Origin of the sequence: Butyricicoccus sp. OF10-2, assembly GCF_003481925.1 — a bacterium.
Classification (GTDB): Bacteria; Bacillota; Clostridia; order Oscillospirales; family Butyricicoccaceae; genus Agathobaculum; species Agathobaculum butyriciproducens.
The window spans coordinates 38,382-53,045 of sequence record NZ_QUMC01000018.1; the positions used below are offsets into that span (position 1 = coordinate 38,382).

A 14,664-nucleotide genomic window follows, 5' to 3' on the forward strand; every position below is an offset into this window, starting at 1 on the left:
TCGCGGGGAGCGCGGATTGAAATTTAATATGCAGCAGTATGTCCGCAGATACGCCTTGCGTCGCTCCCTTCACGGGAGCGACACAGATAGCCGCACCACCATCCCCGATCCCCATCCCTCACAATCTTTCACCCATCCCGACCAAAACATTTGCACATGTCATGACACATGTGCTATAATAACTCCAATACCGCTATTGACAGCGCCGCACAGATTGCTGCGGCGTTTTGCCGGGAAGGAGAAAAATCAAATGAAAGCATACTTTGACAGCATCGAAAAGGAGGTTCCGGAGCAATTACAGCAGGTTTTCCTTAATCGCCGCGATACGGCTGTCATTACGATCGATATGCACGATGGACACCTGTCAACCGATCTGGACTGTCCATGTCCGTCTCCGCGAGGACGCGAGATCATCGAACCGCTCAATCATTTCATGAACGAAGCACGCTCGCTCGGTCTGCCGATCATCCATGTCCGCTCAACGCTGCGTAAGGGCGGCGCAGATGAAAAGCTGTTTCCGTCTGCGTGGCGCATGGTGTTTCCGGTTACGGTCGGTGAGATTCCCAACATCGCAGAGCACGCCATCGAAGGCACACGCTGGAACAGAATGTCCATCGACGTACACGACGAGGACTACATGGTGACGACCAAAAAGCGCCTGAGCGCGTTCTATCCGACCGATCTGGAGCTGCTGCTGCGCAACCTCGGCATCCGCCGCGTGGTGCTCACCGGCTGCATGACCGACTGCTGCGTCATCAACACCGCCTTCGATGCCGCAAACCGCGATTTCCGCGTCGTCGTGCCGCGCGACCTGACCCGCGGCTCCGAGCACCTCGAAGAGCCTGCGCTGCGCATGATCTCGCTGCATCTGGGACTTGTCGTGGATTCGGATGCGCTACTTGACGAGTGGCGCTCTCAGGACTAATGCATACCTGAAATTACATATAAACAAGAAAACAAGGTGACACAAAATGAAAATCGGCAGAACAGAGAAAATCTGGCTGGCGTCTGTGCTGTTCTTCTGGGTATTCTATAATTTCCCGGGATTTCCCCCCTACGGCAGCGAGACCGCCTGCATCATACACGGTCTGATCAGCTTTGTCGGCACGGTGCTGTCCGTGTATATCGGCTGCAAGCTGACCGAAAAGGAGTATCCTCTGATTGAGGATGAGGAACAGGACGAAACGGCTGAGAATAATACGCCTGCCGCTTCCGAAACGCAAAAAGAATCGGGCAAATAAAGGATAACAGAGAAAATGACAACACAGGGTTTACTTTCAGGCAAAACGGTATGGATCGTTTTTGCAGCATATTTTCTATTTTTGATCGCTATCGCACGCTACACCACATGGAAGGAAAAACGTGACGCTGGCAAGGTCGATCTGCAGGGCGGCCGGTTCAAGTGGCCGGTCATGGTCATGACCTATATCGCCTCCTGCATGAGCGTCTGGGTATTTTTCGCAGGCCCGGGCGCATATTACCGCTACGGACTGGGCTACTTCTTCTCGGAGATGTGCATCTACTCCATGTTCCCGATCATCTGCTACTTCACGATGACCAAGGTATGGCTGGTCAACCAGCAGAAGCACTTCACCACCCCGGCGGATTTCTTCTTCTGCCGCTACAAGTCCAAGGCGCTGACCGTTATCATCGACATTGTTTACATTATCTGCGCCGTGCCGTTTATCTCGGCGGTACTGGTAGCCGGCGGACGCGCGGCTGAGGTGGCCACCGGCGGCGCGGTATCCTCGCAGACGTTTACGCTCATTTGCGGCATTATCATGACGGTATTCGTCATGCTCGGCGGTGTAAAATCCACCGCACTGGCGGATGCTGTACAGGGTTGGTTCTTCATTCTGGCGTTGTGGGCAATTATTTTCGTAACGCTCAAGATCGTATTCAACGGCTCGATCATCGAGGCGTTCCAGACCGTCCGTGTTCAGACGCCGGACTGGTTCTCCTACCCTGGTCCGATCGGTATCTGCACCTATCCGTCGCGCGTCAGCTATCCGCTTGCGTGCGCGTTCGGCTACACGCTGCTGCTGCCGCAGGTCTTTGTGCGCTCGGGCTATTACAGCGCGGGTCTGAAGGACCAGCGTCAGATGGCTTTCCTTGCACCGTTCCTGCAGATCATTGTCTGGGGCGGCACAATGCTCATCGGTCTGGTAGCACTGGCTGCCATGCCGAATCTGACCAGCTCGGAGACCGAACTGGTTATCCCGTATATGTGCAACATCATCGCGGGCACGCACGGTCTGCTCGCGCAGATTTTGATGATCGTGTTCCTCATCGGCGTACTGGCGGTCGGTCTGTCCACCGCAAATGCGCTGCTGATGGTCATGTCCTCTATCATCTACAAGGATCTGCTCGTCGGCATCGGCCACTGCAGGTTCAAGGCCTCCGAGACCTCGGTTATCCGCGTGGTGATTCTGCTGTTCGGTACCGTAACAGTCGCCGTATCGCTCATGCACTGGGAATACGTCTACAATCTGATGATTTTCGCAGACTCCCTGGTCGAATCGCTGTTCCCGGCACTGGTATTCGGCATTTATTGCAAGTGGGCAACCCGAAAAGCCGCTATCACCTCGATTTCGGTCGGTGCGATCATCATCTGCCTGACCTTCTTCGTCTGGGATCTCGGCTATGTGTGGTACGGCACGATTGGTCTGGCGACCGCGTTCGTGCTGATGTATGTGGTCTCCAAGCTGACAAAGGATGACCCGAAGGACAGCGAGGACTTTTACGAGGCGCTTGACTCCGGTCACAGACGCTTCATGCGCATCAAAGCAAAAATCAAGTAACGGCAGGAGGGCGAAATCCCATGATACGATTTACGCTCAATGGCACACAAATTGAAGTACAGGACGGTGAAAACCGCACCCTGCTCGAATATCTCCGCAATGTAAAGTGCATGAAGGGCACAAAAGAAGCCTGCAGCACCGGTCACTGCGGCGCGTGCAGCGTACTGGTGGACGGCAGGCTGACACGCTCGTGCGTGACGCTCATGCACCGATTGGACGGCAAAGCCGTCGAGACCATCGAAAACGCACCGAACGACACCATGCTGCAGGTAATTCAGCACTCGTTTCTTGATGTCGGCGCCGTGCAGTGCGGCTTCTGCACACCGGGAATGGTAATGGCGACAAAGGCGCTGCTGCTGCACCATCCGGCTCCGACCGAGCCGGAAATCTGCGACGGACTGAAAAACAACTACTGCCGCTGCACCGGCTATGTCAAGATTATCGAGGCGGTCAAGCTGGCAGCGGCGCGGCTGCGCGGGGAAGAGCCGGATATTGACAGCTTCCGTAGCTATGAAAGCACGGTTATTGTGGTTGGTGAAAATCAGGTCGTGCCCGAAATCACCGGTTCCGCGGTCGGTAAGTCGGTCTGGGATGTGGACGGCATGGACAAGACCGGCGGCAAACTGAAATTCTGCGACGACCTCACCGCGGAGGACATCGGCGCGGATACCCTGCTGCACGGTGCATTTGTCTGGGCGCCGGCGCCGCACGCAAAGATCAACGCGGTGGACTACTCCGCCGCCGAACAGGCGGAAGGCGTGGTGCGCATCGTGACGGCGGCTGACGTGCCCGGCATGAATAAGGTCGGCACATGGACGCCGGAGCAGCCGGTCTTTTGCACGGATGAGGTGCGGTTTCTCGGTGACCATCTCGCGCTGGTTGTCGCGGATACGGCGGCGCACGCGAGAGCGGCCGCCAAGCTGGTTAAAATCGACTATGAGGAGCTGCCCGGTATCTACACCATGGCGGACGGCTACCGCAAAAACAGCTTCATCGTGCACACCGGCCGCGTCAGCGGCGATGTGGAGCAGGCAAAGCAGCGGACGGACATCGTCAAGCTCAACGTCTCCAAGGATATTGAGCCGCAGGAGCACGCCTGCATGGAGCCTGTTTCGGCCATCGGCATGGTGCAGGACGGCAAAACGATCCTCTATGCCTGCACACAGGCGCCGTTTGAAATCCGCAGTATGCTGGCAAAGATTCTGGACAAGCCGGAGGAGGATATCCGCGTTATCGTCACGCCGCTCGGCGGCGGCTTCGGTAAAAAATGCGACTCATTTCTCGAAGCACCGGCGGTTGTTGCCGCTCATGCCTGCGGCAAGCCGGTCAAGATTACGCTGACGCGCAAGGAGGATTTGATCCTCACCACCAAACGCCACGGCTACCATACGGATTACGAGATCGGCTTTACGCCGGACGGCAAGTTCCAGTATCTGGACTGCCGGATGTTCTCAGACGGCGGACCGTACGAGTGCGAAAGCTACGGCACGCTGATGACCGGCGCGCTGATGAGCGGCGGCCCGTACATCATTCCCAATGTCAAGGTGGAAGGCTCGGCGATCCGCAACAATAATCTGCAGGGCGGCGCGTTTCGCGGCTACGGCATCAATCAGGCGGCGATTTCGATTGAGACCGCGATGGATATGATGGCGGAAAAGCTGGGTATCGACCCGTTTGAACTGCGCCGGCGCAATGCCGTCTATCCGGGTGCGACCTCGGTCGGCGGTGAGGTGCTCAAATACAGCATGGGTATGATGGATACCATCAATCAATGCGAAAAAAGCCTGAAAAAAGCGCTCAAAGAGTACGAGGCCAGTATCCCAAGGGCAGCAAGGTGCTTGGATGGGGCATGGCCTCGGGATTTAAGAATGTCGGCATCGGCAAGGGTATTTTCACCGATGACGGCGCGTGCAAGCTGATTCTGCAGGGCGACGGCCGCCTGCATATGATCGTTTCCGGCACGGATATGGGACAGGGCTTCCGTACAGCCATGACGCAGATCGCGGCGGAAACGCTCGGCATGGATATCGCGGATATTTACATCACCAACGGCGACACCGAGCTGACCATCCCGACCGGCGAGTCGGTTTCCGAGCGTCAGACGCTGTGCGGCGGCCGTGCGGTATATGAGGCGTGCGTCAAGCTCAAGCAGGATTTAGACAGCCGTCCGTGGCGGCCGGGCGAGGAACGCCGCGCGGAATACTATTATGCATCCGACCCGTGCTTCGCCATCGGCGATTTTGAGGGCGCGAAAAAGCGCGGTGCAAAATACCGCAACTTTCCGGCATATGCGTATGCCACGCAGGCCGCTATCGTCGAGGTGGACAAGGAGACCGGCAAGGTTCGTCTGCTCAAAATCATCGCGGCACACGATGTCGGCCGCGCCATCAATCCGCATATCATCGAGGGACAGATGCACGGCTCCTGCTCGATGGGACAGGGCTACGCACTGACCGAGGGTTATCCGACAAGGAACGGCTATCCGGTCAAGACGCTGTACCGCCAGCTGGGTCTGCCGCGTGCCGAGGATACGCCGGATTACGAGATTATTTTAATCGAGGACCCGGAACCGCAGGGTCCGTTCGGTGCCAAGGGCATTTCCGAGGTTGCGACCGTGCCCGTCACACCGGCGATTATCAATGCCGTGTCGCGTGCCATCGGCGTGCGCATCAATAAGGTTCCTGCGTCGCCCGAGGTCGTGCTCGAGGCCATCCGCACCGGCAAGTGCGAGGTGCCGACCATGGAGCAGCAGCTTCAGGCGCTCAAGAAGGATTGCGAATGTCACCGTCCATCGGACGGTGTTCAGTAAAATTGTCATTGTTGACAATGACAGTCGAAACAGCATCACCACCCATAGCGCAAAGACCCGGAATCTTTCTTCAGAAGATTCCGGGTCTTTGCCGTTTTCACTTATTTTCCGTCTGTTTTTTTACCGCCTCTGCGATTTTGCGGTACTCCGGCACGTCCACGCCGTACTGCTCTGCCAGACGCACAACCTGATAAATCAGACCATCCACCTCGGACTGCTTGCCGGCTTCCATATCGCGCTGCATAGAGGTAGACGCAGTCGGTGCAAGTGCGTCCAGAATGCGCAGGTTGCGCTCGACCAGCTCCCCCGGCCTGTTCTCCAGTGGAATACCCATCTTGTCCGCCAGCGCAACGACCTCTTTCATCAGGCGTACAAAGCTGTCGCGCACCTCGCCCGGATGCTGCATTTCCGCAGCTTTCGCGTGATAATACTGTCCGCAGGCCGCATTCGGCGACACATACGCAAATTTGAGCAGCGTGTCGCGCTCGACATACGGAGAATAAACCGGGTCGATTCCGGCGTTTTTGAGGTCAGTCTCGACCTGCTGCAGCACCGGATGATCGGTCTTGTGGCTCGGCAGTCCGTACACGATACGGCAGATCGCACCGTGCTTCTGAATGACGCCCGGCGCAATCCTGTTGGCCGAAATGTAGATGCAGCCGTCCGTGACGAGCAGCTCAGGCAGCTCCGCCTGCAGGGCACGGCCCGTGCCGTAGATGTTGAGCACCGGAATAACTACCGCGTCCCTGCCTGCTGCCTTGCGGATGAACGGCACGGTATCCGCAAGAGAGTATCCCTTGACACACACGAAAATCACATCCGGCGCGGGAGCGCCCTGCTCCCTCGCGGCAAGAAAGCCGTCCATGTCGATTGCCTTGACTGGAATGCTCTCGCGCTCATTTTCTCCGGATACAAGCGTCAAGCCGTGCTCCTGCAGGACCGCAAGATGCTTTCCGCGTGCAATAAGCGTGGTATCCGCACCGGATTTGCTCAAATACGCGCCTACCGGTCCGCCAACGCCACCGGCACCGATAATCATATAACGCAGCTTCATCCTCTGTTCCTCCGATTGCTTTTTCTGCATTATAGCACAAAATCGGCAATGTATCCACAAGTCTGTGGATATCTCTGTGAAGCGCGTGATTCTCCGCTTCTGTCATTGCATCTGTTCCCTTTTCACGATATAATGATTTTATATATTCTCACCCGTCTAATTTGTTCGACAAAATTCGACAGCCTGCAAGGAGGTCATTGCACATGGCTGGCAACCCCAAAAAGAAAAGCACCGGCATCGTCAACGCCGCCATTGGCGCGCTGGCAGTCGTGCTGGCTATATTGATTGTCTGGATGATGAACCTCGTTTCCGGTATTCAGGGCACCGCGCGTATCATCAACTACGCCGGACTCGTGCGCGGCAAGACCCAGCGTATCGTCAAGCTGGAAATCTCCGGTCAGCCGCAGGACGGCATGATCGCAGATATTGACGCGTTTATCGACGGACTGCGCTTCGGCAGCGACGAGCTCAGCCTCGTGCGGCTGAACGATGACGCCTTCCAAAGCAAAATGCAGGAGCTGGATGACTATTTTCAAGCACTCAAGCAGGAGATCGGCCGCGTGCGCGCAGTCGGCTCAAATAACACGGACATCATTCCCATCAGCGAAACCTTTTTCGGCATCTGCGACGACGCGACCGGTCTGGCAGAGGCGTACTCACAGCGCAAGGCAACCTCGCTTTCCGCTCTGGAGAAGTACATCACAGCGGATATCGTTGTGCTCATGCTGCTGATCGGCTACCAGCTGTTTCAGGCGCTGCGCACGGCTGCGATGAACCGCGCTCTGCAGCATAAGGTCTATCTGGATGCCGCGACCGGTCTCCCCAACAAGAACAGGTGCGAGGAGCTGCTCGACGATCCGACGCCGCCTGCACCCGAAACCGGTGTGTGCAGCTTTGACCTGAATAATCTGCGCCGCATCAACAACAGCATGGGCCATGAGACCGGTGACGCATACATCCGACGGTTTGCGGTCGCGCTGCGTGCGGCCATGCCCGAGGAGCATTTTGTTGGCCGCACAGGCGGCGATGAGTTTCTCGCGGTAACGCACGGACTGGATGCCGATGCGCTGCAGAAATTGCTCTCCCATGTCCGTAAACAGCTCGCGGAGGAGTCCCAACACCACCCGGATATGCCGCTCAGCTATGCAGTCGGCTTTGCGCTTGCATCGGACAACCCGGACAGCAATATGCGCGATCTGTTTGACTTTGCGGACAAAAACATGTACATCAACAAAAACCACGTCAAGCGCGAGGAAGCCGCCGCCGAAAAGCGGCTGGATTTTCAGCTGTTGAAGCAGGTCAACCGCCTGCACCGCAGCTTTTCCGACTGCCTGTACTGCGATGCGCGTCTGGACACCTACCGCACTATCCGCGCGTGCGAAAACTTTTTTCTGGCATCGGACGGCAGCTACACCGGCGCCGTTGAGCAGATTGCCGAGGAACAGGCTGCTAAAAGCGAGCGCAGCCGCGTCCGTTCTGCGCTGCAGCTTGACGTGCTGCAGCGCGACCTGCACAGCGCAGAGGATACCCTCGAACTGCAGTACAACGCGGCCGAGGAAAGCCGCTACAGCCGTTTGACCGTTCTTCCGATTGACTGGGACAAAAACGGCAGGCTGCATCATTTCATCCTCGCATTCGAGACCATTCGGCTGAACGCCGACCAAGCCATCGACCCGAAGGAGCAGCTGACGCTGTACTACGAGCAGCTAAAGCAGTCTATCCTTGAGAACGACAGCTATGTGGACGCGCTGCTCGATATGGCAGGCACAATCTACACGGTAAACCTCACGCGCGACACCCTCGAGCGCAACATTTCACCTGCCGGCAAGAGCGATTCGGACCGGGCGCTGTTCCTCGACTACCCGCTTCCCTGCGCCTACCGCGACTACTGCGACGAGTACCGCAAGCGCGTCACACCGGCAACACTCGGCAGCTACCGCACGGCAGATACCAGTGCCCGTCTGCTCAAGCGCTTTGCCGCCGGTGAAAAACACATCACGGTGGAGTACTGCGTGCAGGAGGATGACGGCGCTATCCGCTGGGTACAGAAAACCGTGCTGATGACACAGACCACCGTGTTTGATCCGGAAATCAATGCCGAAACACCGATGGTCACGGCGATTATCCTGCTGCAGGATACCTCGCAGATGCACGCCCGCGACGAGCAGGAGAACGCCCGTCTGCAGGCCGCCTCGATGAAATGCGCATTGCGAACCGCACCAAAACCGAATTTCTCTCGCGCATGAGTCACGATATCCGCACACCGCTCAACGGCATTATCGGTCTGCTGCAGGTGGACGAAACCCACTTTGATGACAAGGCGCTGCTGCTGGAAAATCACAAAAAAATGCAGATTTCCGCCAATCACCTGCTGTCGCTCATCAACGATGTGCTGCAGATGAGCAAGCTGGAGGAGGGCACGACAGTCCTCACGCATGAGCGCATCAGTCTGGTGGAGCTGACCCGCGATATCATTACCATTATCGTCGGCCGCGCCGAAGAAGCCGGCATTGAGTGGGAGTACGAAAAGGACAAATGCATCATTCCGTACCCGTATATTTACGGCAGTCCGCTGCATCTGCGGCAGATTTTCCTCAATATTTACAGCAACTGCATTAAATACAACCGTCCCGGCGGTAAAATCACCACCCGTACGGACTCGCTCGGTGAACAGGACGGCAAATGCATCTACCGCTGGACGATTTCGGATACGGGTATCGGCATGAGTCCGGACTTTGTTGACCATATTTTTGAACCGTTCACGCAGGAAAAGCAGGACGCGCGCAGCTATTATCACGGCACCGGTCTCGGCATGACCATCACCAAGGAGCTTGTCGACCGGATGGGCGGCTCGATTGCGGTCACGAGTCAGCTTGGCGTCGGCTCCACCTTCGTGATCACCCTGCCGTTTGAAATTGCACCGTCTCCCGAGCAGACACCGGACGCACATGCCGCGCCGGATATCAGCATTGCAGGCTGCAGGCTGCTGCTCGTCGAGGACAATGCCCTCAACGCCGAAATCGCACAGATCCTGCTGACCGACGAGGGAGCAACCGTAACCGTCGTCACGGACGGCAAACAGGCTGTGGAAATCGTGCAGAACAATCCGCCGGACACCTTCGACGCGGTTCTCATGGATATAATGATGCCTGTGATGAACGGCATTGACGCTGCGAAGACCATTCGCTCGCTCAACCGCCCGGACGCGAAAACGCTGCCCATCATCGCCATGACCGCAAATGCCTTTTACGAGGATGCACAGAAGTGCCTCGCCGCAGGCATGAATGCCCATCTGGCAAAGCCGCTGCAGATAAAGAAGGTCAAGCAGACGATTGCCGAATGGGTGAAAAATAACCGATCTGCAAAAAAGGACGCGTAAAGCGTCCTCAGTCTGTCGAAAAGTCATATAGTCAGCATTTTTCAGCATTTCGCGCGGCAGCGCGCATGAAATAGCATTTGCTCTGCAAATGCTCAAAAAAGGGGAGCATGTATCACCCTTTTTAAACTTCTGGAGGGAGAAAGTTTCTGTATAGGAACTTTCGGACGACTTTGGAACGGCCCACGGTCCGTTCCTGCTTGTCGGCGAAACTGTAGTTTCGCGACAGCCTCAAAGGACGCGTAAAGCGTCCTTTTTCATTCTACTTTCATTCTACGGCTAACGCATCCTCGCTGATTACCGCCCGAATCCCCCATGACGGCACCTTATCCGGATAGGCTTCGCCTTCGAGCATGACGAATGCCGCATCGTACTTCGGACGTTTTTTCGGGTAAATGCCGAGTCCGTCCGTGAAGTACAGCAGGCCGCGCAGATGGCGGAACGCGCCTTCGGCGTTTAAGCGGTCAACGTGCTCGAAAACCGGACGAAAATCGGTCGCAGACTGACCGATCAGTTCAAAATGCTCCATATATTCCGCGAGTTCCCGCGCATTTGTCACCTTTTTGTCCGAGCGCAGCTGATCGTCGCACTGCAGAATACGCAGGTTGAAATGCCGGAAAAAGCTGGTGTTCTCCTGCAAAAGCTCATAGGTGCGGCTGAGGAACGCGCGCACGAGTTCACCGGAGGTGGACATCGAGGTATCGATAGCGATGACGAAATCCTCGATTTTCCGCACCTCCCGCGTTTCTAACGGCTCGATAAGCGGCATATTTCCGAAATGACGCAACCCGTAGGCGTAGTAGCCGTAGTCGAACGAATCCGCATCCACCGAGACCTCCTCCCGCAGAGCGGCAAACCGGCGCAGGAACGCGCGGAAATCAGTCGTTTTGCGGGTGGAAACGGCAAGCTGCTCCCGCACAGCCTGACCGCCTTCCGCCTTGTTCGCGAAAACCGTCTCCATCGCGGTCTGCGTGCGCTCGGCCTGCTGCTGCCAGCGGCGCTCCTGCTGATCGTCGTCCTCCTTGTACCACAGCGTGTGCTCGTCTGTCGCAAACACGCGCGTGAGCGTGGCACAGTCGTACGAATTCAGCCGCGTGCGGCGAAAGTGGCGATAGACCGCCTCAGCCGTCAGGACCGGCAGCTCGTCCTGCAGTTCGCGGTAGATATTCTGCCGCCGAACTGACACCTTTTCCGCCTGCAGGCAGCGGTAATCCAGTGAATCCAGCATGCTTTCGACCGCAATATCGCACGAAAGATCCCACAAGTCGGCATCGCGTCCGCGTGTCTTGCCGGGATGGCGCAGCAGACAGTGGAACAGCGTGTGCAGATAGGCGCGGTTGACGTTCGCGCGGGAGCGCTCGTACTGCTGCGCCAGCCAGGCACCGCTGAAAAACAGCACGCGCGTGTCGGTAGCGAGCGTGGGTGTATCGTAACCGTCTGCCGCAGGCAGCGCCGCCAGCGCGGAATCGAGGAACGGCAGGTTCATGTACAGTTCGGTGCGGGCGGAAAACAGGATTTCGCGCCCGATAGAAGTCCAGCGGGAGGACTGCGACATAGAAAACATCACCTCACAGGTTCATCTTGCATCGTAGGGCGGGGTGCGCTACGGATTTATTGATAACTTCTATATATTTATATCATAATTCAAACGATTTGGCGCGTCCCTTGGACTGCGTTTTGCCGGCGGCTGACAGCAGAACGGACAGCGCTGCCGTCTGCTCTGCTTCGCGGGCAGACGTGCACGCGGCATCCACATCGGCGGCAGAGAGCACACCGAGCGACAGCAGGAAGGTCAAGGCAGCGGTCTCGCCTGCCTTGGCGCAGGACTGCGCCAGATTGCCGCCGTGTGTGCGTAAAACCGCGAGATATTCCGCTTTTGCGGCATCCGAGAGCACAAACGGTACGGCAAGCCGCCGCACGGCTACGCGTGCCGCGACCGAAAAATCGTGCCGCTCGAGCAGTTCGCTCAGGGCAGCATCATACTGCCGAAAATTCAGCACACCGCCGTCAAAGCACTGGCGGTAGCTGTATCCTGCACCGTGAATGCGCCGCTGAAAAATATGCGCCGGACTGAGATCCTCCAGTTCCTCGACGTACTCGGGGAACAGCAGCCGCGCGTGCTCATCAAACCGCACATCGAGTTCTCCGGCGTACTCGCCGAGCAGCTGGCAGGCAGGTCGGCGCGGGCGGTGCGGCGTGCAGGATGACTTCGCGCAGGCTCATGCAGTTCATCAGCGCACCACCGCCGAACTCGCTCACCGATCCGGTCAGTTCGATACGTTCGAGACTGCGGCAGTTGTAAAACGCGTAGCTTCCGACGCTTTTCGCGTCCTTTGGGAGCGTAACCGTGCGGATAGCCGCCGCATTGTGCTTCGGCTCCGTGCCGCCGCAGGTGATACGGACAGCGAACGTGTCCTTGCCTGTCAGATCGGGGGCCCGCTCGCTGAGTACATACGCGCCGACCTCGGTAACAGGCACACCGTCTATCTCATCCGGCAGACGCACAATATCGTCCTGCGTTTCGCACCGCAAAAGCGCAATGCCGCCGCTCGCACTCCGCGAACAGGTCAGCCGCAGTTCGTTTTCGCCCTCGATCACCCGCATTTGCACTCATGTCCTTTCTGCTTTTTCATTCTGCTACCCATTATAGCACAGTGTGCAGAAAAAGACGATACTGCGGCCTTCATTCTCATGATAATAATTTATATCAGAAATAATATATTGTTTTTCGCAAATTACGCTTGACAATCCTCTGTTTTGCGAATATACTGTGACCATACCAAGTAAACCAACACAAACCAATGACGAAGACGAGTAGCAGGGAGACCAAACCTCCAAGAGAGCCGCAGGCGGTGTGATTGCGGCAGGCAAGGACCGTGTGAATGGACTTCAGCAGGGCAAGGCGAACGGCTTCGGCCAAGTAACTGCGACGGGGACTCCGCCCGTTATCAGGGGAGCGCGCATTGTTTGATGTGTGAGCAGAGTGGACGCAGTTTGCGTCAATCTGGGTGGTACCGCAAGAGCGTATTCGCTCCTGTCCCAAGAGAAATCTGGGACAGGAGTTTTTTATTTTGTAAAACCGAGTTGAGAGTGGTGAATGAAGATATTCACCATCTCTCCACTCTATCTGAAATTTGCAAAGGAGCAATCACCATGGCTAAGATCCCCCACAGACTTTATTTGACCGAAGACCAGATGCCCAAGCAGTGGTACAACCTGCGGGCGGACATGAAGGAAAAGCCGGACCCGCTGATTCATCCGGGCACGCATCAGCCGCTGCCGGAAGAAGCGCTGTACCCCATCTTCTGCCAAAAGCTGGCGCACCAGGAGCTGGACAACGACACCCGCTACATTGATATTCCCGAGCCGGTGCTCGATATGTATAAGCTGTACCGTCCGTCTCCGCTGTGCCGCGCGTACAATCTGGAGAAAGCGCTGGACACCCCGGCTAAGATTTACTACAAGTTTGAGGGTAACAACACCTCCGGCAGCCACAAGCTGAATTCCGCGATCGCGCAGGCGTACTATGCCAAGGAGCAGGGTCTCAAGGGTCTTACCACCGAAACCGGTGCCGGTCAGTGGGGTACTGCACTCTCCGAGGCATGCGCATATTTCGGACTGGATTTGAAGGTATTCATGGTTAAGGTCTCCTACGAGCAGAAGCCGTTCCGCAAGGCCATCATGCAAACCTTTGACGCAAATGTAACGCCGTCTCCGTCCAATACGACCGAGGCAGGCCGCGCTATTCTGGCACACGATCCGACCACCGGCGGCTCACTCGGCTGTGCGATTTCTGAGGCCGTTGAAGTGGCTACTACACACGAGGGCTACCGCTATGTACTCGGCTCCGTGCTCAATCAGGTGTTGCTGCACCAGTCCATCATCGGTCTGGAGAGCAAGCAGGCTATGGAGATGCTCGACGAGTATCCGGATATCGTGATCGGCTGTGCCGGCGGCGGCTCCAACCTCGGCGGCCTGATCTCCCCGTTCATGCAGGATAAACTGCTCGGCAAGGCTGACCCGCGCATCATTGCGGTTGAGCCTGCGTCCTGCCCGTCCTTCACGCGCGGCAAGTACGTTTACGATTTCTGCGATACCGGCCACGTTACGCCGCTGGCCCGCATGTACACGCTCGGCAACGGCTTCATGCCCGCGCCCAACCACGCAGGCGGCCTGCGCTACCACGGCATGAGCCCGATCCTCTCCAAGCTGTACCACGACGGTTATATGGAGGCGGTTTCGGTCAAGCAGACCGATGTATTCGACGCAGCGGTTCAGTTTGCCAAGGTGGAGACCATTCTTCCGGCGCCGGAGTCCAGCCACGCCATCCGCGCCGCAATCGACGAAGCGCTCAAGTGCAAGGAGACCGGCGAAGCTAAGACCATCCTGTTCGGTCTGACCGGTACCGGCTACTTTGATATGGCAGCATACGAGGCATATCATAACGGCACCATGCGCAACCACGTTCCCACCGATGAAGAGCTGCAGGTCGGCTTCGATACCATTCCGCCGCAGGAATAAAACGCAATATAAGGTATATGGCAGACCTCCAACTTCTCTGCTGTATATAGCCGCCTGTTCCCCCACAGGCGGCTTTGTTTGCCGAAAACAGGTTTCCGAAAAA

12 protein-coding genes are annotated in these 14,664 nt (G+C 56.9%); 8 read left to right on the plus strand and 4 right to left on the minus strand.

The genetic code is table 11. The annotated features are described in order from the left end of the window. Positions 1–250: 250 nt before the first annotated feature. From DXB00_RS10240 to DXB00_RS17740, 5 genes are all read left to right on the plus strand, one after another. Positions 251–925 carry a cysteine hydrolase family protein gene (locus DXB00_RS10240; protein WP_119214857.1) on the plus strand — a complete coding sequence of 225 codons (675 nt, stop codon included), beginning with the start codon at positions 251–253 and terminating at the stop codon, positions 923–925. Positions 926–971: 46 nt separating this feature from the next. Continuing rightward, entirely contained in the window at positions 972–1,241 is a 270-nt protein-coding gene (locus DXB00_RS10245) for a hypothetical protein (protein ID WP_119214858.1), read from the plus strand. 81 nt (positions 1,242–1,322) lie between these two features. Beyond that, complete coding sequence (locus DXB00_RS10250) at positions 1,323–2,801, plus strand: sodium:solute symporter family protein (protein ID WP_158581299.1); 1,479 nt, start codon at positions 1,323–1,325, stop codon at positions 2,799–2,801. 20 nt (positions 2,802–2,821) lie between these two features. After that, positions 2,822–4,720: a molybdopterin cofactor-binding domain-containing protein gene (locus DXB00_RS10255; protein WP_119214859.1), complete on the plus strand. Its 1,899-nt coding sequence runs from the start codon at positions 2,822–2,824 to the stop codon at positions 4,718–4,720. Further along, positions 4,651–5,610 (plus strand): xanthine dehydrogenase family protein molybdopterin-binding subunit, encoded by a 960-nt coding sequence (locus DXB00_RS17740; protein WP_305143100.1) that lies wholly within the window; start codon positions 4,651–4,653, stop codon positions 5,608–5,610. The genes DXB00_RS10255 and DXB00_RS17740 overlap by 70 nt, the downstream gene beginning before the upstream one ends. A 97-nt stretch (positions 5,611–5,707) precedes the next feature. Here the strand turns inward: DXB00_RS17740 and DXB00_RS10265 are convergent, their stop codons facing one another. Beyond that, positions 5,708–6,664, minus strand: coding sequence for a ketopantoate reductase family protein (locus DXB00_RS10265; RefSeq protein WP_118730140.1), 957 nt, complete (start codon positions 6,662–6,664; stop codon positions 5,708–5,710). Between the two features lie 203 nt (positions 6,665–6,867). Here DXB00_RS10265 and DXB00_RS17275 point away from each other — a divergent pair, with 203 nt between their 5' ends. Both DXB00_RS17275 and DXB00_RS17280 read left to right on the plus strand, forming a co-directional pair. Then, on the plus strand, positions 6,868–8,910 hold the full coding sequence (locus DXB00_RS17275; RefSeq protein ID WP_243107202.1) for a diguanylate cyclase domain-containing protein: 2,043 nt from the start codon (positions 6,868–6,870) through the stop codon (positions 8,908–8,910). After that, positions 8,865–10,043, plus strand: a complete 1,179-nt coding sequence (locus DXB00_RS17280; RefSeq protein WP_243107203.1) for an ATP-binding protein — start codon at positions 8,865–8,867, stop codon at positions 10,041–10,043. The genes DXB00_RS17275 and DXB00_RS17280 overlap by 46 nt, the downstream gene beginning before the upstream one ends. 265 nt (positions 10,044–10,308) lie before the next feature. Here DXB00_RS17280 and DXB00_RS10275 read toward each other — a convergent pair whose 3' ends face one another. From DXB00_RS10275 to DXB00_RS10285, 3 genes are all read right to left on the minus strand, one after another. Next, positions 10,309–11,595: a vWA domain-containing protein gene (locus tag DXB00_RS10275; RefSeq protein ID WP_118730138.1), complete on the minus strand. Its 1,287-nt coding sequence runs from the start codon at positions 11,593–11,595 to the stop codon at positions 10,309–10,311. A gap of 82 nt (positions 11,596–11,677) precedes the next feature. Then, positions 11,678–12,175 (minus strand): hypothetical protein, encoded by a 498-nt coding sequence (locus DXB00_RS10280; protein ID WP_119214861.1) that lies wholly within the window; start codon positions 12,173–12,175, stop codon positions 11,678–11,680. After that, on the minus strand, positions 12,165–12,644 hold the full coding sequence (locus DXB00_RS10285; RefSeq protein WP_119214862.1) for a leucine-rich repeat protein: 480 nt from the start codon (positions 12,642–12,644) through the stop codon (positions 12,165–12,167). Before DXB00_RS10285 ends, DXB00_RS10280 begins: the two co-directional genes overlap by 11 nt. 549 nt (positions 12,645–13,193) lie before the next feature. Between DXB00_RS10285 and DXB00_RS10290 the strand changes: the two genes are divergently transcribed. Further along, positions 13,194–14,561, plus strand: a complete 1,368-nt coding sequence (locus DXB00_RS10290; RefSeq protein ID WP_119214863.1) for a TrpB-like pyridoxal phosphate-dependent enzyme — start codon at positions 13,194–13,196, stop codon at positions 14,559–14,561. Positions 14,562–14,664: the final 103 nt, after the last annotated feature.

Coding starts and splice junctions, on each gene's coding strand:
- DXB00_RS17740 (WP_305143100.1), top strand. CDS start 4,651: ATGGCCTCGGGATTTAAGAATGTCGGCATCGGCAAGGGTATTTTCACC.
- DXB00_RS10240 (WP_119214857.1), top strand. CDS start 251: ATGAAAGCATACTTTGACAGCATCGAAAAGGAGGTTCCGGAGCAATTA.
- DXB00_RS10290 (WP_119214863.1), top strand. CDS start 13,194: ATGGCTAAGATCCCCCACAGACTTTATTTGACCGAAGACCAGATGCCC.
- DXB00_RS10255 (WP_119214859.1), top strand. CDS start 2,822: ATGATACGATTTACGCTCAATGGCACACAAATTGAAGTACAGGACGGT.
- DXB00_RS10265 (WP_118730140.1), bottom strand. CDS start 6,664: ATGAAGCTGCGTTATATGATTATCGGTGCCGGTGGCGTTGGCGGACCG.
- DXB00_RS17280 (WP_243107203.1), top strand. CDS start 8,865: ATGCGCATTGCGAACCGCACCAAAACCGAATTTCTCTCGCGCATGAGT.
- DXB00_RS10245 (WP_119214858.1), top strand. CDS start 972: ATGAAAATCGGCAGAACAGAGAAAATCTGGCTGGCGTCTGTGCTGTTC.
- DXB00_RS10285 (WP_119214862.1), bottom strand. CDS start 12,644: ATGCGGGTGATCGAGGGCGAAAACGAACTGCGGCTGACCTGTTCGCGG.
- DXB00_RS10275 (WP_118730138.1), bottom strand. CDS start 11,595: ATGTCGCAGTCCTCCCGCTGGACTTCTATCGGGCGCGAAATCCTGTTT.
- DXB00_RS17275 (WP_243107202.1), top strand. CDS start 6,868: ATGGCTGGCAACCCCAAAAAGAAAAGCACCGGCATCGTCAACGCCGCC.